We start from the raw sequence: 19,863 nt of genomic DNA, 5'->3' as shown, positions 1-19,863 counted from the left end.
GCGTTCCCCACACGCAGAGCATGGGCATGAGCATGAGCATGACCGATCCCGTCACCTTCCTCTTCGTGCCGGCCGACCGGCCCGACCGCTTCGCCAAGGCGATCGCCTCGGGGGCGGACCGGGTGATCCTCGATCTGGAAGACGCGGTGCGCCCGGCGGCCAAGGCCGCGGCGCGGGAGGCGGTGCGCGGGGCCGATATCGACTGGCACCGGATCGTGATCCGGGTCAATCCGGCCGTCGATGGGCCCGATTCGAGCGAGGCCTTCGCGGCCGATTGCGCGCTTCTTGCAGAGGTTCCGGTCCGGGCGGTTCTCCTGCCCAAGGCCGAGCGGGCCGAGGACGTCGCGGCGCTGCGATCGGCGGCGGGCCGCGATCTCGACGTTCTCGTCCAGATCGAGACCGCGCTCGGCCTCGATCGGATCGACCATCTTCTCGCCGCACCCGGCGCCGTGCGGGCCGTCTTCGGCCATCTCGACTACGCGCTCGATATCGGCGCCGAGCCTAGCTTCGAGGCCCTGTCGCTTGCCCGCCAGCACCTCGTCTGGCGCTCGCGGCTCGCCGGCAAGCCCGCCCCCGTCGACAGCGTCACCCCGGATCTCGACGCGGAAAAGACGCGGGAAGAGGCCGCGAAGGCCCGCGCCTTCGGCTTCGGGGGCAAGCTCCTGATTCACCCCGCGCAGGTCGAGCCGTGCCGCGCCGGTTTCGCGCCGAGCGAGGAAGACCTCGAATGGGCCCGCCGCGTTCTCGCGGCAAGCGCGGGCGCGGGCGCGGGTGCCGTCGCCCTCGACGGACGGATGATCGACAAGCCGGTCGAGGACGCCGCACGGCGCATCCTCTCGCGCGCACGAGACAAGCAAGGAGGCGGTGATGCTTCACCAGACCGAGACCACTGACCGCGCCGCCCGGCAAGGGGCCGGCTCCATCCGCAAGGGCGCTGCCCGCCGCACCAAGCTCCTGCCGAGCCTCGATGCGGCGATTGCGGCCTGCGAGCTTCGGGACGGGGCGACGGTCTCCTTCCACCATCACCTGCGCAATGGCGACGCGGTCCTCAACATGGTCCTCGACGCGCTGGCGGCGCGGGGCCTTAAGAACCTTCACGTCGCCGCGACCTCGATCTTCCCGGTCCATGCGCCGCTCGTCGATCACATCCGCGCAGGCGTCGTCTCGACGCTTTCGGCAAGCTTCATCTCGGGCCCCGTCGGCGAGGCGGTGAGCCGGGGGCTCGTCCCCGAACCCGTCGTCATGCGCACCCATGGCGGCCGGGCACGGGCGCTCGATATGGGCGAGCTCGTCGTCGACGCCGCCTTCGTCGCGGCCCCCGCCGCCGACGATCTCGGCAATATCTCGGGCCGGGCCGGCAAGACCGCCTGCGGAACCCTCGGCTATCCCCAGACCGATGTGGAGGTCGCCCGTCACGTGGTCGCGGTCACCGACAGCCTCGTGCCCTTCCCGGTCCAGCCCATCGACATCTCGCAAGGCAAGGTCGATTTCGTCGTCGCGGTGGAGAGCATCGGCGATCCCTCCGGCATCGCCTCGGGCACCACGCGGCCTGCGACGGAACCCGTCAGCCTCGGCATCGGCGAACAGGCCGCCGCCGTCATCGCCGCGAGCGGGCTCCTCGTCGACGGCTTCTCCTTTCAGACCGGAGCCGGCGGCATTTCGCTCGCCACCGCCGCCGCCGTCGGGCGCGAGATGACCCGGCGCGGCGTGACGGGGAGCTTCGCCTCGGGCGGCATCACCGGCTTTCACGTGGAGATGCTGAAGGCCGGTCTCTTCCGCACCCTCATGGACGTCCAGTGCTTCGATCTCGACGCCGTCCGCTCCTATCAGAGCGATCCGCGCCATCAGGCGATGTCGGCCGCGACCTATGCCGCGCCCCATCTCGGCGGCGCCGTGGTCGACCGGGTGGACGCGGTGGTCCTCGGCGCCGCCGAGATCGATCTCGCCTTCAACGTCAACGTCACCACCAAGGCCGGCGGCATCCTCATCGGCGGCTCGGGCGGCCACGCGGACACGGCGGCGGGGGCGCAGCTTTCGATCATCACCACGCGGCTGACGGCGGCCGGTTTCGCCAAACTGGTTCCCGAGGTCACGACGCTGACGACGCCCGGCACCACCATCGACGTTCTCGTCACCGATCAGGGCATCGCGGTCAATCCGGCGCGCGCCGACCTTGCCGAACGGCTGCGCGCGGCCGATCTGAACGTCAGGTCCATCGAGGATCTCGCGGCCGAGGCGACGAAGGCAGCGAGCCAGCCGACCCCGCCGCGCGCCACCGGGCGCGTCGTCGCGACCTGCGAATATCGCGACGGCTCGATCACCGATACCGTTCGCCAGATGGAAGACGCCCCATGAGCCCGCAGACCCCCATGACCATGATCGCAGAGACGGACCTGATCGACTCGATCGCCGAGGCCTTCCAGTATATCAGCTACTATCATCCACCCGATTTCGTACGGGCGATGGCGGCGGCATGGGAGCGTGAGGAAAGCCAGGGCGCCAGGGACGCCATGGCCCAGATCCTCGTCAATTCGCGCATGGCCGCCATGGGCCGCCGGCCGATCTGCCAGGATACCGGAACCGCCAATGTCTTCCTCGCCATCGGCCAGGACGTGCGCCTCGATCTGTCGCGCCCGCTCCAGGAGGTGGTGGACGAGGCCGTCGCCCGCGCCTACCGCTTCGACGCCAATCCGCTTCGCGCCTCGATCGTTCTCGATCCGCTGGGTGCGCGGAAGAACTCCGGCGACAACACGCCCGCAATGCTCTCGGTCGAGATCGTTCCCGGCGACCGGCTGGACGTCCACGTCTCGGCCAAGGGCGGCGGCTCGGAGAACAAGGCGAAATTCGCCGTCCTCAATCCCTCCGCCAGTATCGCCGACTGGGTGGTGGAGACGGTGGAAAGCCTCGGCGCCGGCTGGTGCCCGCCCGGCATCCTCGGCATCGGCGTCGGCGGTTCGGCCGACAAGGCGATGGCCCTCGCCAAGAAGGCGATGAACGATCCCATCGACATGGCCGATCTTCGCCGCCGAGGGCCCGCCAACCGCACCGAGGAGCTGCGCCTCGAAATCTACGAGCGGGTCAACGCCCTCGGCATCGGCGCCCAGGGGCTCGGCGGCGTCACCACCGTGCTGGACGTGAAGATCAGGTCCTTCCCCACCCATGCCGCCTCGCTTCCCGTCGGCCTCATCCCCAATTGCGCAGCGACGCGCCATCTGCACTTCACCCTCGACGGGTCCGGCCCCGCCCGGTTCACCCCGCCGGATATGGGCGACTGGCCGGAGATCCTTCTGGAACGGGCCAATGCCAACGCTCGCCATCTCGATCTCGACGCGCTGGACGACGAGGTGATCGCATCGCTCACCCCCGGCGAGACGCTGCTCCTGTCGGGCACGCTCTATACCGGCCGGGACGCCGCCCATAAGCGCATGGTCGAGATGCTGGATGCCGGCACTCCCCTCCCCGTCGATCTGAAGGGCCGCGCCATCTACTATGTCGGCCCCGTGGATGCCGTCGGCGACGAAGTGATCGGCCCGGCCGGTCCCACCACGGCCACGCGCATGGACAAGTTCACGGACCGGGTGCTCGCCGCGACAGGGCTCAAGCTCATGATCGGCAAGGCGGAGCGGGGACCTGCCGCCATCGAGGCGATCCGCCACCACCGCGCCGCTTATCTCATCGCGGTCGGGGGCGCGGCCTATCTCGTCTCCAAGGCGATCGAGGCGGCAAAGCCCGTCGCCTTCGAGGATCTCGGAATGGAGGCGATCTACGAGCTTCGCGTCAAGGACATGCCGGTGACGGTGGCGGTGGATGTGGAGGGGAATTCGGTCCACGCGATCGGCCCGAAGCGCTGGCGCCGCGCGGTCACGGAACCGGCCTGACGGAACCCGCCCGACGGCCGGTCTTCGGATCGGCCGCAGGTCCGGCGGAAACCCACGAGCCGCGCGGCAATCGGTCCGGCCGTCAGCCGGACACGGACAATAAGCTTGGCTTGCCAAATAACTCGTCTAGGTTGTAACGAAAATCGCAACAACCTATGAGTTTCACGTGTCCCGTTCGTCCCTGCCCCGCACCGGCGCCCGCACCGCCGTCCTCGCCGTGGTGATTCTCGCCAATGCCGCGCCGGCCTTCGCCGCGCGATGCACCGACTACGCCAATTGCCGCCAGGCGGTCACCGCCTGGTGCGCCGGCCAGCACAACCGTGCCGATGGCGACAATGACGGTATTCCGTGCGAGAATGTCTGCTCCTCGCGCCAGCAGGTGGTCGAGATCATGCAGGAGATCGGCTGCGACCGCTGATCGCGATACCGGCCGCCCTTCCGGTCCCGCCGCGTCTTCCCCGGCGCCGAGCTTGCGTGGGTGCCCGGTTACCCAGGTACGCAAGTGCCCGGGTGCATCCCGCGCCTCAGGACAGGCCGAGGCGGGAGAGGATGTCGTCGAGTTCTTCGGGCGAGCGGTAATCGATCTTCAGGCTTCCCTTGGACCGCTTGCCCTTGAGGCTCACCCGCATGGCGAGATGGGCGGCGAGCCGCTCCTCGATCGCGCCGATCTCGGCATCGCCCGTCCGGCTCGCCGATGCGCCAGCCGGGGACCCCGCCTCCGCCGCGCCACTCGCAAACTCGTCCGCCGCCTCGTTCTGGTTCGCCGCGCTGCGGGCGATCTCCTCGGCCTCGCGCACGCTGAGCCCATCCTTGACGATGAGCCGCGCCACCGTTTCCGGGTCGTCCGAGCCGATCAGCGTGCGGGCGGCGCTCGGCGACAGGGTGCCGGCGACGATCATCTCGCGCACGCTCGTCGGCAGCTTCAGGAGCCGCAGCATGTTCGCCACATGGCTGCGGCTCTTGGCCAGCGTCTCGGCGAGATCGGCCTGGGTATAGCCGTGCTCCTCGATCAGGAGCTCATAGGCCTGCGCCTCTTCCACCGCATTGAGATCGGTGCGCTGGACGTTCTCGATCAGCGCGATCTCGATGGACTGGCGATTGCCGATATCGCGCACCACCACGGGCACCGTCTCGAGGCCCGCCGCCCGGGCGGCCCGGAAGCGGCGCTCGCCGGCGACGATCTCGTAGCCGCCTTCGAGATCCGGATTGGGCCGGACCAGAAGCGGCTGCACGATGCCGTGCTTCTTCACCGACTGGGCGAGATCGGCGATATCCTCCTCGCCGAAGGTGCGGCGCGGATTGTTCGGATTGGCGGTGATGCGGTCGAGGGCGACCACGTGGTCGGGCCGCACCGTCTCCTCGGGCTTCGGCTCCTTCGCCGCCTGGCCCGCAGGCGCGAATCCCGAATGGTTCTGCGCACCGATGAGGGCCGCGAGCCCCCGTCCCAGTCTCTGGCGTGATCGATCGTCGCTCATCGCACCCATCCCGTCTTCGCAGCCCTCGGCGCCCGGTTCTCGCCGTCCCGTGAAACCCATATCGCCGCGCGCCTCATGCCGCCACCAGCCGCTTCTCGCGCTGGATCACCTCGGAGGCGAGCGCGATATAGGCCTGGCTGCCGGGGCATTTCATGTCGTAGAGGATCGCCGGCTTGCCGAAGGACGGCGCCTCGGAGACGCGCACATTGCGCGGAATCACCGTCTCGTAGACGCTGTCGCCCATGAAGGAGCGCACATCGCGCACAACCTGCGCGGCGAGATTGTTGCGTCCGTCGAACATGGTCAAGACGATGCCGTGGAGATCGAGGCTCGGATTGAGGCTGTTGCGCACCTCTTCCACCGTCTGGAGCAGCTGGCTGAGGCCTTCGAGGGCGAAGAACTCGCACTGGAGCGGCACCAGAACCGAATCGGCCGCCGCCATGGCGTTGATCGTCAACAGGTTGAGCGAAGGCGGGCAGTCCATCAGCACGAAATCGAAGGCGTTCTCCGTCTCGGCATGACGCAACAGGGCGTCCCGCAAGCGATAGGCGCGCCTCTCGGCGCCCGAAATCTCCATTTCGAGCCCGAGAAGATCGAGCGTCGAAGGCACCAGATAAAGCTCCGGCACCACCGTCGCGATCGCGGCCTCGGCGACGTTCGCGCGCTCGGTCAACACGTCGTAGGACGAGACGTCGCGCTCGTCCTTCTCGACGCCGAGACCCGTGGAGGCATTGCCCTGGGGATCGAGATCCACGAGCAGCACGCGCTTGCCGATGGCGGCGAGCGCTGTTGCGAGATTGATGGCGGTCGTGGTCTTGCCGACGCCGCCTTTCTGATTGGCTATGGTGATGACGCGCATGGCGTTTCCATCATCCTCATTGATCGAGGGTCCGGCGCACCGTCCGTTCGAGGCGCAGGTCTCAGCCGAGACGCCGGGAGGGGCCGGATCGATTAACGGTTTCGAAATCGGTCTACAGCATCGCTCGCGCCGATGCCATGGCGCAGACACCATGGCGGAAAAAACATCGGCAAGGCGCCGCGCACCGGCCTTTCTGCCGGCGCGGACCGATCGTTTTCCTTCAGCGCAGCCCCTGTTTCCTGCGCGGGCGGATGCCCGAAAGCTCGAGAATCACCGATCCCTCCTTAAGGCGGGAGGGGTGATGTTTCACGTGAAACACGAAGTTCGCCTTCGCCTCCTCGATCTCCTCGCCATGCCGCGCCCCCTTGGCGAAGAAGCAGCGCGCATCGGGTTTCAGATGGGGCTCGACGAGGCTGCAGAGCTTGTCGAGGGAGGCGAGCGCCCGCGCCGTGACGAGATCGGAGCGCGCGAGAACCTGGCCGCAGGCCTCGATCCGGCGGGCATGGACATGGGTGGAGAGGCCAAGATCCTCGGCCACCGCCCTCAGGAAGCCCGCCTTCTTGCCGACGCTTTCCACCAGATGAACCCGCGCTTCGGGCCGCATGATGGCGATGACGATCCCCGGAAAGCCGCCGCCCGAGCCGAGATCGGTCAGGGTCTCGAAGGCCGGAAGCAAGTCGGTCACCTGGAGGCTGTCGGCCACATGCCGTTCCCAGACCTCGGCAAGGCTTGCCGGCGCAACGAGGTTCATCCGCGTCTGCCATTCCGTCAGAAGCGCGACATAACGATCGAGCCGCTCCCATGTTTCACGTGAAACATCGATCGTGCCGGCGACGCGCTCCCGGCTTTCGCTCTGCGCCTTCGCCAGGGCCTCCGGCGACATGCCGAGATCCTTCGGCGCACGGTGGCCCGTATCGGCACCCGGCCGAAGCCCGGCCGGTCTCTCGTTTCCGGCGACGCGCGCTTCGATGCCCCCCTCGGCAGAGCCCGTGCGCCGGGGCTTTGCGGGTCGCTTCGTGCCCTGCGGGGTCTTCGATCCCTCAGGCGGCACGGGCGATCTCCCCGCGGCGGATCGCCAGGAGAATGATCGCGAGCGCCGCCGGCGTCATGCCGTCGATGCGCTCGGCCTCGGCAAGGCTTGCGGGCCGCCGCGCGGCGAGCTTCTGGCGCAGTTCGTTGGAAAGCCCCGGCATCGCATCGAAATCGAGACCTTCGGGGATCGCCCGGTTCTCGTCCCGCCGCAGCCGGTCCTGATCCTTGCGCTGGCGGTCGAGATAGACGTCGTAGGCCGCCTCGATCTCGGTGCGCTCGGCGCAGGGCCCGGTGATTTCGGCAAGCTCCGGCCAGATCGCGGCAAGGCGCGCAAGATCGACCTCGGGCTGGGAGAGAAGCTGCCAGCCGGTGCGCCGCCGCCCGTCCCTGTTCAGCGACAATCCATGACGCGCCGCTTCGTTCGGCGTCAGCGTCCGCTCCTCCAGCATGGCACGTGCGCGGGCAAGTTCCTCCTCGCTCTTGAGGAACGCATCCGTGCGGGCCTTGCCGGCGATGCCGAGCCGGATGGCGAGCGGCGTCAGGCGGCGATCGGCATTGTCGGCGCGCAAGGAGAGCCGGAATTCGGCCCGCGAGGTGAACATGCGATAGGGCTCGCTGACGCCCGTCCGGGTCAGGTCGTCCACCATGACACCCAGATAGGCATCCGCGCGGCCGATGGCGACGGGTTCGGCTTTGCCGGCAAACAAGGCAGCGTTCAAGCCGGCTAACAAGCCTTGCGCCGCCGCCTCCTCGTAGCCAGTCGTCCCGTTGATCTGGCCTGCCAGATAAAGCCCTGCGGCCCGGCGCACCGAGAGATGGCGGTCGAGTTCGCGCGGGTCGACATGGTCGTATTCGATCGCATAGCCCGCCTTCAGGATCTCCACCCGCTCGAGCCCCGGAATGGAGCGCAGGAAGGCGAGCTGCACATCCTCGGGCAGAGAGGTTGAAAGACCGTTCGGATAGACCGTGTCGTCGTCGAGGCCTTCCGGCTCCAGGAAGACCTGATGCCCGTCGCGATCGCCGAACTTGACGATCTTGTCCTCGATCGACGGGCAGTAGCGCGGGCCCACCCCCTCGATCTGCCCGGAATAGAGCGCCGAGCGGCCGATATTGTCGCGGATGATGCGATGGGTCTCGGGCGTCGTGCGCGTCACGCCGCATTCGATCTGGCGCACGGTGATGCGGTCGGTGAGATAGGAGAAGGGAACCGGCACCTCGTCGGCGGCCTGGGCGTCGATCGAGGCCCAGTCGATCGTGCGCCCGTCGAGCCGTGCGGGTGTGCCGGTCTTGAGGCGCCCCAGGGCAAGACCCAGGCGGCGCAGCGTGCCAGAGAGGCCGAGCGAGGCATCCTCGCCCATGCGCCCCGCCGGAATGCGCCGGTCGCCGATATGGATGAGGCCGGAGAGGAAGGTGCCGGTGGTCAGCACGACGGCGCCGCAGGCGATGCGCCGGCCGTCGCCGAGAACCACCCCGGTCACCCGGTTCGCCTCGCCCAGATCGAGATCGAAGACGTCGCCCTCGACGACGCTCAGGCCCTCGCATGTACCGATGCGCGCCTGCATGGCGGCCGCATAGAGCTTGCGGTCGGCCTGGGTGCGCGGGCCGCGTACGGCTGGGCCCTTGCTGCGGTTGAGAAGGCGGAACTGGATGCCGCTCGCATCGGCCACCTCGCCCATCAGCCCGCCGAGCGCATCGATCTCGCGCACGAGATGGCCCTTGCCGATGCCGCCGATCGCCGGATTGCAGCTCATCGCGCCGATCGTGTCGAAGCGGTGGGTTACGAGAACGGTGCGCGCGCCGCAGCGCGCCGCCGCATGGGCCGCCTCGCAGCCCGCATGGCCGCCGCCGATGACGATCACGTCGGCGCTCGAGGGAGCGGTGCCGTCTGCGCCCAAAAGGGTCCGGGAATGGGTCAAGGGGTCGTCCTCAGGTCTTTCAATTCGTGCTCACGCCCGGCGGTGAACCTGCCCCCGCCACGCAGCCGTCGTGCCGCAGGGCCGCAGCACAGTGCCACGGTGCCACGCGCTGGTCGCCAGCCCGGCACCGGGCCCGCCGCCGCCGCATGTCCCCGCCCCGCAGGTCCGCCGGATGGGGGAAGGGCGCGGAGCCGGACGCGGCCAGGACGCGCCGCAGGCCCTGCCGGCAGAGGCCGCCGACGCGGGGCCCGGCTAGGCGTCATCCTGCAAATCTCCCCCGTCTATAGGCGTTTCGCGCCCTCGCGACAATGTTCAACGGTTCCCCCGCGAGCCCCCGCCGCCGGCCCGTCACGCCGGCACCTGCCTCCGGCCCATTCTGCCCGCCTTGAGCCCCGGCCGCCTCAGCGCGGGTCCCGCGAGCCCCCGACGCCGGCCTCCTCGGGCGCGCCTGTCGGGAGAGCGCGGATTGCCCCCGAACCCTCCTCCCCGTCATCGGCCGCCGGCTCCATCGAGGATTGCCAGTCGTTGAGGAAGGCGCGCTGCTTGCTCCGGTCGAGCCATGTCAGGAGGCCGGGCCGCAGGCGGATCGGCAGCAGCGCCGTGCTTCCCTCGAAACGGTCCTGCGCAAAGCCGGCATCGGCAGGCCCGGTGAGGGGGAACAGGGAGGAGCTCTCCGCCATCTCCGCCTGGCCCGCCGGCGACAGGAGAAAGCGCACGAAGCGGGCGGCCTCCTCTCGGTTGTCCGAGGCCTGCGTCACGAAGATCGAGCGGGTGAAGACGAGGGCATAGTCGCTGAGAAGAAGCAGCCCGAGATCCGGGTTCGCCGCCACCATCCCGGCGGCATAGGAGGCGATGACGTTGTAGGCGAGAACGAGCCGCCCGGCCGAAACGTCGGCGATCATGTCGAAGGTGCAGCAATAGGTGCGCACATGGGCGCGCCCGAGGGATTCCACCAGCCGCGTCGCCTGATAGCCGCGCTGGGCATCCTGGGTCGCGAACATGTAGCCGACGCCCGACAGGGCGATATCGTAGGTGCCGACCCGCCCGTCGAAGAAGGCCGGATCGTCGCGCAGCATGGTCGCGAGCTCCGAACGGGTGCGCGGCAGGGCGCGGCCTTCGAAGGCCCGCCGGTCGTAGACGAGCGCCACGGGCTCGCGGGTGAAGCCGAACAGCTCGTCGCGCCAGCGCGACCATTCGGGCGTCTCGGGCACGGCGTCGATGGGCGCCGCAAAGCCGTCGTTGACGAGGGCGACCTGCAGGTCCATCGCCGAGGACATCACGAGATCGGGCAGCCGCCCGCCCGTGCTTCCGGCCACCGCCCGGAAAAGTTCGGCGGTGTTGAACTCCGTATAGGCGATCTCGACCCCCGGCTCCTCGGCCTCGAACCGCGCGATCAGGGGGGCAATCGCCTCCCCGTCCGTCGCGCCCCACAGGTCGAGCACCGTCTTCGTGCCGGCAGCGGAAGGCCCGTCCTCGCGACCGCCGGACGACAATAGAACCCAGAGACCGGCGGCAAAAGCGAGAGCTGCGAGGAGACCGCCGCCTGCAAGCATGATCGGGTTTCGCATCGTCATGCCCCCTCCCCCGCGCTTCGGCCCCGGCCTTCGCCGCCGTCCCTGCTCTGGACGACGGGCAGGCGCATGACGCAGACGAGGCCGTGCGGCTCGGCGTCGCGAAGCTCGAACCGTCCGCCATGGCTTGCCGCCACCGCCGCGACGATGGCGAGCCCGACGCCCGATCCGCCCTTCTCGCCGCTCGAATAGAAGCGTTCGACGACCCGCGCCTTCTCGCCCTCCGGCACGCCCGGCCCGCGATCCTCCACCCTGAGATCATAGGCCGCGGGCCTGTCGCCCGAGCCGGCCCCGGCTCCCACCGGCGACAGGCCGATGGTGATCTCGTTGTCGGCGGGCCCGTGGCGCAAGGCGTTGTCGACGAGATTGCGCAGGGCCTCCCGGATCGCGATCGCATCGCCCTCGACCACCGGAACGGGCCCGCCCGCCGGCAGGTCGACGCCGAATTCAATCCGTTCCGCCCGGTCGTTGCGCACGATCTCCTCCAGAAGCCGCAGGATCAGCGGCTTCAGCTCCACCTTCTCGAACATCTCCCGGTCGCCGCGATGGATGACCATGGCATGGCTGAGAAGCTGGTTGGTCATGCGCACCGTTCGCCCCACCTGCTCGCGCGCCTTTGCGAGATTCTCGGCGTCGAGCTGGCCGCCTCGGTCGGCGGCCTCCAGATGGGCCTGCAGCATGGAGAGCGAGGTCCGCGTCTGGTGGGCGACGTCGGCGATGAAGGTCTCGGCCTGCTTGCGCGACTGGACGAGCCGTCGCATGAAGCCGTTGATCGCGGCGATCAGCGCCTCGATCTCGCGCGGCGGCTCGGCCTTCAGGGGTTCGAGGTCGAGGGGCTGGCGCTCGCGGATATCGCGCTCGATACCGGCGAGCGGGCGCATGGCGAGCGAGATGCCGGCGCGCCCGAGCGCGATGCCGGCGAGCGAAAGCGCGGCGAGCGGCACGATCCCCTTCAGCATCAGGTCCGCCTGCATGGTCTGGCGCGCCTCGCGCGTATGGCCGATCTCGACGCCCACCCAACGCGGCTCGGCCTCGCCCGGCAAAAGGCGGCCGTTGACGACGAACCGCACCGGCTCGCCGCTATAGTCGGCATCGAAGAAGAACGGCTCCTGCACCGGCCGCAAGCCCTCCTTTAGCCACCCGCCCGGCAAGGTCTCGCGCCCGGTCAGCGTGCGGCCCTCCTCGTCGATCACCCGGTAGAACACCCGGTCCCGGTCGTCGAGGGCGAGGATCTCGAAGGCGGAAGTCGGCAGGTCGACGGCGATCCCCTCGGGCGTCATCGTCACCCGTTCCAGCATGGTGATCGCAGCCCCGCGCAACAGGAGGTCGTAGGTCTCGTTGGCGGCGGTGCGCGCATAGGTCCAGATGCCGATCGCAAGCAGCGCGATCAGCACGAGAAAGGCGCCGAGCGAGACGGCGAGGAGCCGCCGGCGCAGGGAATAGCGGCGCTCGAACAGGCGACCGACGAGATCAGGCATCGCGCACGCTCGCGATATAGCCGAGGCCCCTTATGGTGCGGATGTGGAAGGGCGCGCCCTCCAGCTTGCGGCGCAGGCGCGTCAGGATCTGTTCCACCGCGTTGAGGCTCGGCGCCTCGGAAAAGCTGTAGATGCCGTCGGCCACCTGTTCCTTGGTCAGCACCCGGTCGAGATTGGCGAGGAAGAGCTCCAGCACCTGCACCTCGCGCGAGCGCAGTTCGAGGTCGAGCCCGGCAAGGCTCGCGCGCCGCGCCGCCCGGTCGAAGACGAACTCGCCTTGGGTGAAGATGTTTGAGGCCTCCCCGCTCTTCCTGCGGATCAGCGCCCGGCAGCGGGCCGAGAGTTCGCGGAAGTCGAAGGGCTTGACCATGAAGTCGTCGGCGCCCTGGTCGAGGCCGATCACCCGGTCCTCGATCTCCGAACGGGCGGTGAGGACGAGAACCGGCGTGCGGTCGCCGCGCCGGCGCATCGCGCCGAGGATCTCGTAGCCGCTGCGGTTCGGCAGGTTGATGTCGAGGATCAGGAGGTCGAAGGAGGCATGGGCGAGGAGCCCGTCCGCCTCCGCGCCGTCGCCCTCCCGGTCCACGGCATAGCCTTCCCCCTCCAGCCGCTCGACCATGGCGGCGGCCAGATCGTCATTGTCCTCGACGACCAGAATACGCATGAGACCATCCTTCCGATCGGCTTCTCGCAGACGGGGACCATAGACCCGCGTCAGCTTCGAGTCAGTCTCGCGTCAGATCGTCGTCAGTCAGCCTTGCTAACGATCGCGGCGGGAGTGAGGAATTTGCGGAGCCCCGCGAAGAGCGCCGAAGACGCGCATGTCGCCGGCCGCAGCGTCCGCCATGCCGGCGAGAGCCGGCCCGGCCACGCATGACCGGATCTCCCATCGAATGTTCACGGGAGAGACTTCAACATGAAAATCCATCTTGCAGCGGCCGCCGTTCTGTCGGCCACCATGGCGCTTCCGGCATCGGCCCAGGATCAGACCGTCGAGATCCAGCGCCCCGAATGCGTCGCGCCCGCCCAGCCCGGCGGCGGCTTCGACCTCACCTGCCGCATCGCCCAGCGCGGCCTTCAGGACGTGGTGTCGAACCCGATCCAGGTCACCTTCATGCCCGGCGGCATCGGCGCCGTAGCGATCAACATGTTCAACACCGTCCGCACCGACGATCCGAACGCGATCGTCGCCTTCTCCTCCGGCTCACTCCTCAACATGGTGACGGGCAAATACGGCGAATGGGGTGCGGAGGACGTGAAGTTCACGGCGACGGCGGGCACCGATTACGGCGCCGTCATCGTGCGCGACGACTCCAGGTTCCAGAGCCTCGCCGACCTGATGTCGGCCCTCAAGGAAGACGTCTCGAGCGTGGTTCTGGGCGCCGGCGGCTCGGTCGGGTCCCAGGACTGGATGAAAGCCGCGCTTCTGGTGCGCGCCGAACAGCTCGATCCGCGCCAGATGCGCTACGTCGCCTTCGATGGCGGCGGTGATGCGATGAGCGGCCTCCTTGGCGGCTCGATCGACGTCTATACCGGCGATGTGGGCGAAGTCCTCAGCCAGCTCGAGGCCGGCTCCGTCCGCGTTCTCGCCGTCATGACCAAGGAGCGGCTCGGCGAGCCCTTCGCCGACATCCCGACCACCAACGAACTCGGCTATCCCGATGCCGACTGGGCCATCCTGCGTGGCTACTACATGGGCAAGAACGTCTCCGACGAGGCCTATAACGCCTGGGTGAAGGCCTTCCAGGACGCCTATGGCACAGAAAAGTGGAAAGAGGTCGTCGAGGCCCAGGGCCTGCAGGTCTACGACAAGGCCGGCGAGGAGCTTCATGACGACATCATGAGCCGCGTCGAGACCATGCGCCAGATCGCCCAGGAAGCCGGTCTCATCCAGCAGTAAGACCAGCGGACGGACGAAAGCATCGCTTTCGAGTGTCCGCCATCAGCCCAAGCGGCGTCTGAAGCCCTCGCCGGACGTTAATTGACCCGAAGGGTCGATCCACTCGCCCGGCGGCACCAGTCGCCGATCGAACGGCCTCTCCCCCCGAGAGGGCCGTTCGCCGCAGGGTCCCTCCCGGGCCGCCGCACCGCACCGTCTCCCCTTCGATGGTCCCGTCACGGGGCATCTCGATCCGGCGGCGGTGCGGCCCGGTCGCAGGGATCGTCCGCCGCCTTCCGGCCCGGCGCGTCCCATGCCCCCACGGCCCGGCACGCCCGATACTCCGGAAAGCCCGAGCCGCCCGGCGATGCCGGCCCCGGCCGGTGCACCCGGCGCCACCCGACCCTTCTTCCCGAAACCCTTTGTCCAGGACCCCTTCCATGGCCGACCGGATCTTCGCCGGCATCCTCTTCGTTGTCGCGCTCGGTTACACCTATATCGCCTTCTTCATCCTCCAGGCGCCGTTCCAGTACGATCCGCTCGGCCCCGAAAGCTGGCCGCAGATCCTCGGCGTCGTCGCGCTTCTGTGCCTCGCCTACATTCTCGTGAGGCCCGACCGCGACCGGTTCGACCTGCCGCTGCGCACGGGCGGCCGCCTCCTCGCCCTCTTCGTCTTCCTGATGGGCTACGGCTATCTCTACCAGCCCCTCGGCTTCATCATCTCCACCTTCCTGTTCTGCCTCGCCCTGTCGCTGATGCTCGGGGCCCGGCCGCTCGCCGCCCTCGCCTTCTCGGCGGCCACGGGTGTCGTCGGCTACGTCGTCTGCACCGTCCTTCTCGAACTCAACCTGCCGGCCGGACCCATCGTCCGGGCGCTGTCCTAAGGAGCTATCCGATGGATGCTGTCTTTTCGGGCCTGGCCTCCGGTTTCGCGACCGCGCTCCAGCCCTTCAACCTCATGCTGGTGCTCGCGGGCTGCTTCGCCGGCACCCTCATCGGCGCGCTGCCGGGCATCGGCCCGATCAACGGCGTCGCCATCCTGCTCCCCATCGCCTACAGCCTGGGCTTCCCGGCCGAATCGGCGATCATCCTCCTCGCCGGCATCTATTACGGCGCGGAATATGGCGGACGCATCTCCTCGATCCTCCTCAACGTGCCCGGTGACGCCGGCGCGGTGATGACGACGCTCGACGGCAATCCGATGGCCAGAAACGGCGAGGCCGGCAAGGCGCTCTCGCTCTCGGCCATCGCATCCTTCGTCGGCGGCACCTTCGCGGTGGTGCTGATGAGCCTGTTCGGGCCCCTCCTCGCCTCCTACGCGGTCACCTTCTCGCCGTCCGACTACGTGGCGCTGATGGTCTTCGCCTTCGCCTCCCTCGCCTCCCTCGTCGGCGCGAACCCGGTCAAGACGCTGCTCGGCGCCGTCATCGGCCTGATCCTCGCCTCGGTCGGCATCGACGCCAATACCGGCGTCGCACGCTACACCTTCGGCATTCCGGACATCCTGGCGGGCATCGACTTCCTCGTCGTCGTCATCGGCCTGTTCGGCATGGCCGAGCTGATCCACCTCGTCGAGCAGCAGGCGCGCGGCCAGCTGAAGACGCTGAAGATCGACAAGAGCTTCGTCACCATGGCCGATCTCGCCAGGACGAAGTGGACGATCCTGCGCGCCTCGATGATCGGCTTCTTCATCGGCATCCTGCCCGGCACCGGCGCCTCGGTCGCCTCGGCCGTTGCCTACGGCTCGGAGAAGCGGGCCTGCAACAACGCGCCGAGCTTCGGCAAGGGCGACATCCGGGGCCTTGCGGCGCCGGAAGCGGCCAACAACGCGGCCGCGGGCGGCGCCATGGTGCCGATGCTGACCCTCGGCATTCCGGGCTCCGGCACCACGGCGATCCTGCTCGGTGCCCTGCTCCTCTTCAACGTCCAGCCGGGTCCGTTGATGTTCGAGCAGCGCCCGGAAGTCGCCTGGGGCCTCATCGCCTCCATGTATATCGGCAATATCGCGCTTCTCGTCATCAACCTGCCGCTGGTGGGCCTCTTCGCCCGCATGCTGACGATCCCGCAGCAATATCTGACGCCGCTGATCGCCGTCCTCGCCTTCGTCGGCGTCTACTCGATCGTCGGCAATGCGCACGACCTCTACATGATCACCCTTCTCGGCGTGTTCGGCTGGGTCATGCGCAAGCTCGGCTTCTCGCTGGCGCCGGTCATCTTGGGCTTCGTGCTCGGCGGCCTCTTCGAGAACAATCTGCGCCGGGCGCTCTCGATCTCGGGCGGCGACTGGACGATCCTCGTCACCTCCTGGAACGCGATCGGCCTCTACGTCCTCACCGTCGCGATCATCGTCGTGCCGCTGGTCTACAGCCGATATCGCACGCGGGCTCTCGCCGAAGGCGATGCCGACGCCACGACAGACGCGCCGAGGTCCTGATCTTGCGGTCCACTGCCATAGCCCTGGGGGCCGCGCTGACAGGCGCGGCCCTCTTCTCGTTCCTCGGCGTGCCGGCAGGCGCGCTGGTGGGCTCCACCATCTTCGTCACCATCGCATCGGCCTTCCGGCTGAACCCGTCCGTTCCCTCGTTCCTGCGCGATCTCGGCTTCACCACGATCGGCGTGACGCTCGGGGCCGGCATCTCGCCGACCTTCCTGTCCGATCTCGCCCGCTTCCCATTGAGCCTTGCCGCCCTCACCCTCACCATCCTCGCGGTGATGATCGTCTCGAGCTTCGTCCTGCGGCGCATGTTCGGGGCCGGCCATGCGACCTCGGTGCTCGCCACCTCGCCGGGCGCCCTCTCCTATGCGCTGTCGCTTGCGACCGGCAGCGGCGGCGGCGCGGCGAGCGTCGACACGAAGATGGTGATGGTGCTCCAGAGCCTGCGGCTCCTCCTGATCACCATCTGCCTGCCGCCGGTGATCGCGCTCGTCGACGGCGCGGCGGATCATCATGCCGCCGCCGGCGCTGCCATGCCCCACGCCCTCGGCCTGCCGGTCAGCGTCGCGCTCATCGCGGCCTCCGCATTGCTGGGAACGCTTGCCTCGAAGCTCCGCCTTCCGGCCGCCCATCTCCTTGCGGGCGTCCTTCTCAGCGGACTCGGCCACGGCGCCGGGCTCATGGAGGGCCGCCCCGCCTTCGCGCTCACCTTCATCGGCTTTTCGCTCGCGGGCGCGGTCATCGGCTCGCGCTTTGCAAAGATCACCCTTGCCGAGATCCGCAGCCTCGGCCTGTCGGGGCTCGTCGCAACCGGCATCGCCCTCGCTTTGTCCGGCGCGATCAGCTTCGTGATGGCCTATGTGCTGGCCCTGCCCTTCGGCCAGGTCTGGGTCTCCTATGCGCCCGGCGGCGTCGAGGGCATGAGCGCCATGGCCCTCTCGCTCGGCTACGATCCGGCCTATGTGGCGACCCACCACATCTATCGGCTACTCCTGATCATCGCGATCGTCCCCTTCTTCCTGCGGCCTGCAAAGGCCGAGGCGAAGGACGAAGGCGACGGAGCCTGACGGACCGGCGGCCCGGAGTAACAACGCAGGACTTGCGGCGGCACGCCTTTCGGGTTGCCGCCGCCTCCGCGCCCGTCCGTTCCCTATAGCGGATCGACCTGACGACCGCCCTCCGATGCGATGTTTCACGTGAAACATGCAGGGCGATCCCGCCAAAATTCCGCAAACGAAAAAAGCCCGGCCCCGCCGCATCCCTTTGAGGACAAGCGGCGGAGCCGGGCTTTTCGTCGTTCACGGACAGGGCCTGCGCCCTGCCCTCATCTATTGGCTCGACCGATCAGGCCGCCTTGCGGGACTTCTCGAAGCGCTTGCGCTCGTGCGGGTCGAGATAGAGCTTGCGAAGACGGATGTTCTTCGGCGTCACCTCGACCAACTCGTCGTCCTGGATCCAGGACAGGGCGCGGTCCAGCGTCATGCGGATCGGCGGCGTCAGCTTCACGGCCTCGTCCTTGCCGGAGGCGCGCATATTGGTGAGCTTCTTGCCCTTGAGGACGTTCACCTCGAGATCGTTCTCGCGGCTGTGGATGCCGATGATCATGCCGGCATAGACCTTCACGCCCGCATCGATCACCATCGGACCGCGATCTTCCAGGTTGAACATCGCATAGGCGACGCTCTCGCCGTCTTCCGAGGAGATCAGGACGCCGTTGGTGCGGCCCGGAAGCTCGCCCTTGAACGGGGCATAGGAGTGGAACAGGCGGTTCATGATCGCCGTGCCGCGCGTATCGGTCAGAAGCTCCGACTGATAGCCGATGAGACCGCGGGTCGGGGCGTGGAAGACCAGACGCTGGCGGTCGCCGCCCGAGGGGCGCAGCTCGATCATCTCGGCCTTGCGCTCGCTCATCTTCTGGACGACGATGCCCGAATGCTCCTCGTCGACGTCGATCACGACCTCTTCGAGCGGCTCCAGAACCTCACCGTTCTCGCCTTCCTTCATGACGACGCGCGGACGCGAAATGCCGAGCTCGAAGCCCTCGCGGCGCATGGTCTCGATGAGGACGGCGAGCTGCAGCTCACCGCGTCCCGACACGAAGAAGGAGTCCTTGTCCGGCGATTCCGTGATCTCCAGGGCCACATTGCCCTCGGCCTCCTTCATCAGGCGGTCGCGGATCATGCGGCTCGTCACCTTGTCGCCCTCGGTGCCGGCGAGCGGGGAATCGTTGACGATGAAGCTCATCGTCACCGTCGGCGGATCGATCGGCTGGGCGTCGAGGGGCTGGGTGACGGAGGGATCGCAGAAGGTGTCGGCGACGGTGCCCTTGGACAGGCCCGCGATCGCGACGATGTCGCCCGACTGCGCCGAGTCCAGCGGCACGCGCTCCAGGCCCCGGAAGGCGAGAATGCGCGTGATCCGGCCGTTCTCGATGAGATTGCCGTCACGGCCGAGGACCTTCACGGCCTGGTTCGGCTTGATCGTGCCCGACTGGATGCGGCCCGTGATGAGGCGGCCGAGGAACGGGTTGGCCTCGAGGATCGTGCCGATCATCTTGAACGGCTCGTTGACATTGGCCGTGTCGGGCTCGGGCACGTGCTCGATGATCTTCTCGAAGAGCGGCGTCAGGCCCTGGTCCTGCGGACCGTCGGGTTCGCTGGCGAGCCAGCCGGCGCGGCCCGAACCGTAGAGAACCGGGAAGTCGAGCTGCTCTTCCGTCGCATCGAGGGCGACGAAGAGGTCGAAGATCTCGTCGAGAACTTCCTTGTGGCGCTCGTCGGAGCGGTCGATCTTGTTGATCGCCACGATCGGCTTGAGGCCGACCTTCAGCGCCTTGCCGAGCACGAACTTGGTCTGGGGCATCGGGCCCTCGGCGGCGTCGACGAGGATGACCGCGCCGTCCACCATGTTGAGGATGCGCTCCACCTCACCGCCGAAATCGGCGTGGCCGGGGGTGTCGACGATGTTGATGCGGGTGTCGTTCCACTCGACCGAGGTCGCCTTGGCCAGGATCGTGATGCCGCGCTCGCGCTCCAGATCGTTGGAGTCCATCGCCCGTTCCTCGGTGCGCTGGTTCTCGCGGAACGTGCCCGACTGGGCGAGCAGCTTGTCGACGAGGGTCGTCTTGCCATGGTCGACGTGCGCGATGATCGCGATATTGCGGAGCTTCATGAAGTCTCACCGGTTTGGGTGCGGAAAAAGGCCGAACGCGCAAAAACCGCCGACGGGCGGGTGGAACGCTCCTGACGGCTGCCATTCGTTGTTCGATTGGCCGGTGTCATACAGGATTTTTCGCAACCGCGAAAGGGCTCGGCCCCGTCGTCACGAAAACTTCGCGAAAA

At 68.2% G+C, this 19,863-nt stretch carries 16 protein-coding genes; 8 read left to right on the top strand and 8 right to left on the bottom strand.

Features of this window, described 5'->3' with window-relative positions; translation table 11 throughout:
- Positions 1-26: 26 nt before the first annotated feature.
- From DYI37_RS07480 to DYI37_RS07465, 4 genes are all read left to right on the top strand, one after another.
- A complete protein-coding gene (locus DYI37_RS07480; RefSeq protein ID WP_245413823.1) occupies positions 27-893 on the top strand; it encodes an HpcH/HpaI aldolase/citrate lyase family protein in 867 nt (288 codons plus the stop codon).
- Positions 868-2,355: a citrate lyase subunit alpha gene (gene citF / locus DYI37_RS07475; RefSeq protein ID WP_116682600.1), complete on the top strand. Its 1,488-nt coding sequence runs from the start codon at positions 868-870 to the stop codon at positions 2,353-2,355. The genes DYI37_RS07480 and citF overlap by 26 nt, the downstream gene beginning before the upstream one ends.
- Positions 2,352-3,878, top strand: a complete 1,527-nt coding sequence (locus DYI37_RS07470) for a fumarate hydratase (RefSeq protein ID WP_245413822.1) — start codon at positions 2,352-2,354, stop codon at positions 3,876-3,878. The genes citF and DYI37_RS07470 overlap by 4 nt, the downstream gene beginning before the upstream one ends.
- Positions 3,879-4,044: 166 nt before the next feature.
- Positions 4,045-4,296 (top strand): excalibur calcium-binding domain-containing protein, encoded by a 252-nt coding sequence (locus DYI37_RS07465; protein WP_116682598.1) that lies wholly within the window; start codon positions 4,045-4,047, stop codon positions 4,294-4,296.
- A 106-nt stretch (positions 4,297-4,402) separates the two neighbouring features.
- Here the strand turns inward: DYI37_RS07465 and DYI37_RS07460 are convergent, their stop codons facing one another.
- From DYI37_RS07460 to DYI37_RS07430, 7 genes are all read right to left on the bottom strand, one after another.
- Positions 4,403-5,353, bottom strand: a complete 951-nt coding sequence (locus tag DYI37_RS07460) for a ParB/RepB/Spo0J family partition protein (RefSeq protein WP_116682955.1) — start codon at positions 5,351-5,353, stop codon at positions 4,403-4,405.
- Between the two features lie 73 nt (positions 5,354-5,426).
- Positions 5,427-6,212 (bottom strand): ParA family protein, encoded by a 786-nt coding sequence (locus DYI37_RS07455; protein WP_116682597.1) that lies wholly within the window; start codon positions 6,210-6,212, stop codon positions 5,427-5,429.
- 220 nt (positions 6,213-6,432) lie between these two features.
- Entirely contained in the window at positions 6,433-7,095 is a 663-nt protein-coding gene (gene rsmG, locus DYI37_RS07450; RefSeq protein ID WP_116682954.1) for a 16S rRNA (guanine(527)-N(7))-methyltransferase RsmG, read from the bottom strand.
- Positions 7,096-7,252: 157 nt separating this feature from the next.
- On the bottom strand, positions 7,253-9,160 hold the full coding sequence (mnmG, locus tag DYI37_RS07445; RefSeq protein WP_245413821.1) for a tRNA uridine-5-carboxymethylaminomethyl(34) synthesis enzyme MnmG: 1,908 nt from the start codon (positions 9,158-9,160) through the stop codon (positions 7,253-7,255).
- 401 nt (positions 9,161-9,561) lie between these two features.
- Positions 9,562-10,734, bottom strand: coding sequence for an ABC transporter substrate-binding protein (locus DYI37_RS07440; protein ID WP_116682596.1), 1,173 nt, complete (start codon positions 10,732-10,734; stop codon positions 9,562-9,564).
- Positions 10,731-12,209, bottom strand: a complete 1,479-nt coding sequence (locus tag DYI37_RS07435; RefSeq protein WP_116682595.1) for a sensor histidine kinase — start codon at positions 12,207-12,209, stop codon at positions 10,731-10,733. The genes DYI37_RS07440 and DYI37_RS07435 overlap by 4 nt, the downstream gene beginning before the upstream one ends.
- Positions 12,202-12,873, bottom strand: a complete 672-nt coding sequence (locus DYI37_RS07430) for a response regulator transcription factor (RefSeq protein ID WP_116682594.1) — start codon at positions 12,871-12,873, stop codon at positions 12,202-12,204. Before DYI37_RS07430 ends, DYI37_RS07435 begins: the two co-directional genes overlap by 8 nt.
- Before the next feature lie 252 nt (positions 12,874-13,125).
- Here DYI37_RS07430 and DYI37_RS07425 point away from each other — a divergent pair, with 252 nt between their 5' ends.
- The 4 genes from DYI37_RS07425 to DYI37_RS19935 all read left to right on the top strand — a co-directional run bounded on the left by DYI37_RS07425 (position 13,126) and on the right by DYI37_RS19935 (position 17,589).
- Positions 13,126-14,109 carry a Bug family tripartite tricarboxylate transporter substrate binding protein gene (locus DYI37_RS07425; RefSeq protein ID WP_116682593.1) on the top strand — a complete coding sequence of 328 codons (984 nt, stop codon included), beginning with the start codon at positions 13,126-13,128 and terminating at the stop codon, positions 14,107-14,109.
- A 419-nt stretch (positions 14,110-14,528) separates the two neighbouring features.
- Positions 14,529-14,972: a tripartite tricarboxylate transporter TctB family protein gene (locus tag DYI37_RS07420; protein ID WP_116682592.1), complete on the top strand. Its 444-nt coding sequence runs from the start codon at positions 14,529-14,531 to the stop codon at positions 14,970-14,972.
- Positions 14,973-14,983: 11 nt separating this feature from the next.
- A complete protein-coding gene (locus DYI37_RS07415) occupies positions 14,984-16,522 on the top strand; it encodes a tripartite tricarboxylate transporter permease (RefSeq protein ID WP_116682591.1) in 1,539 nt (512 codons plus the stop codon).
- Between the two features lie 2 nt (positions 16,523-16,524).
- Positions 16,525-17,589, top strand: a complete 1,065-nt coding sequence (locus DYI37_RS19935; protein ID WP_158555108.1) for an AbrB family transcriptional regulator — start codon at positions 16,525-16,527, stop codon at positions 17,587-17,589.
- 277 nt (positions 17,590-17,866) lie between these two features.
- Here the strand turns inward: DYI37_RS19935 and typA are convergent, their stop codons facing one another.
- Entirely contained in the window at positions 17,867-19,693 is a 1,827-nt protein-coding gene (typA, locus tag DYI37_RS07405; RefSeq protein ID WP_116682590.1) for a translational GTPase TypA, read from the bottom strand.
- Between the last annotated feature and the right edge of the window lie 170 nt (positions 19,694-19,863).

The sequence above is a fragment of the Fulvimarina endophytica genome, from assembly GCF_003403015.1.
Lineage (GTDB): Bacteria > Pseudomonadota > Alphaproteobacteria > Rhizobiales > Rhizobiaceae > Fulvimarina > Fulvimarina endophytica.
Note: the sequence above shows the minus strand (reverse complement) of the source record. Positions and strands in the feature narration are given on the sequence as shown.